This window comes from Chryseobacterium sp. YIM B08800 (assembly GCF_026163565.1).
Classification (GTDB): domain Bacteria; phylum Bacteroidota; class Bacteroidia; order Flavobacteriales; family Weeksellaceae; genus Chryseobacterium.
Genome location: NZ_JAPDKN010000112.1, coordinates 1 through 1209, shown reverse-complemented (window position 1 = coordinate 1209; position 1209 = coordinate 1). Strand labels below are relative to the sequence as shown.

Annotated in this window: 1 protein-coding gene; it reads left to right on the top strand. The window is 31.3% G+C overall.

The window, feature by feature from the left end; all coding sequences use genetic code 11:
- The first annotated feature begins 165 nt into the window (after positions 1 to 165).
- A complete protein-coding gene (locus OEW74_RS19540; RefSeq protein WP_265430073.1) occupies positions 166 to 1170 on the top strand; it encodes a transposase in 1005 nt (334 codons plus the stop codon).
- Positions 1171 to 1209: the final 39 nt, after the last annotated feature.

The following is a 1209-nucleotide window of genomic DNA, read 5'->3' as shown; positions in this document are numbered from 1 at the left end:
GCAGAGGTGAACTTTAGACTTTGCTGGTAAAGAACCATGCTGCGCATTAGTCCTCTGCCTTCTCCTTGAATCCTGTTGAACAGTTTCAAATAGAATGATAGACATTAAGGTCTAATAAAGGCTCTAAAGAAGTTCAACATTTTTGTTTATCCTAAATCCGAAATTATGAAAAATTATTGCTTCCATATTGGGATTGATGTTTCAAAATTGAAATTGGATGTAAATTTATTAAACACTCAAACCCTTGTATCTGAACATTTTGTATTGAAAAACGACGTAAAATCAATCAAACTTTTCATTAAGACTCTCACAAAACGAAAAATTGATATTTGCGATGTCTTATTCTGTTGCGAAAATACAGGTATTTATACCAATCATTTAATTACAATCTCGGCAGATTTGAACCTTGATTTATGGGTTGTTCCTGCCATTGAAATTAAGCGCTCCAAAGGAATTTCAAGAGGTAAAAATGATAAGACCGATGCTAAAGATATTTCTTATTACAGTCTTAGAAATATTGATAAATTATCATTATTTACCCTAGCGGAACTAGATATTTTAAAATTGAAAATGCTTTATACTGAAAGAGAAAAGGCTTTAAAATCCTTATTGATAATGCAAACCTCTAAAGAGAATGTTGATTTTGTAAATAAGGAAATTTTTACTCAAATTTCAAAAATCAATAAAAGTTTAGTTTGTGCCATCAAAAAATCCATTAAAATGATAGAGGACAAAATAAAGCAGATTATTCGGTCTAATGAAGACTTACAGAAACAGGTCACTCTCATTAAATCGGTACCAGGAATTGGTAATCAAACAAGTCTTTATTTTATCATTGCCACAAAAGGTTTTACCGCTTTCCAAAATTGGAGGAAGTTTGCTTGCTATTCTGGAGTTGCGCCTTTTGAATATAGTTCTGGTTCAAGTATCAAGGGAAGAACCAAAGTAAATCATCTGGCTGACAAAAAAATGAAATCCCTGCTACAAATGTGCGCTATGACTTCGATGAAATATGATGTCCAGCTAAAAGAATACTATTATAAGAAAAAGGCAGAAGGCAAACATTCCATGCTTATTTTAAATAATATAAGATGCAAACTTATAAGCAGAGTTTTCGCAGTAATTAATCGACAAACTCCGTATATCAATACTTACAAATTTGCATCTTAAATTTTAACGGTTTTTATTTGCTTTTTGTCATAGAATGCG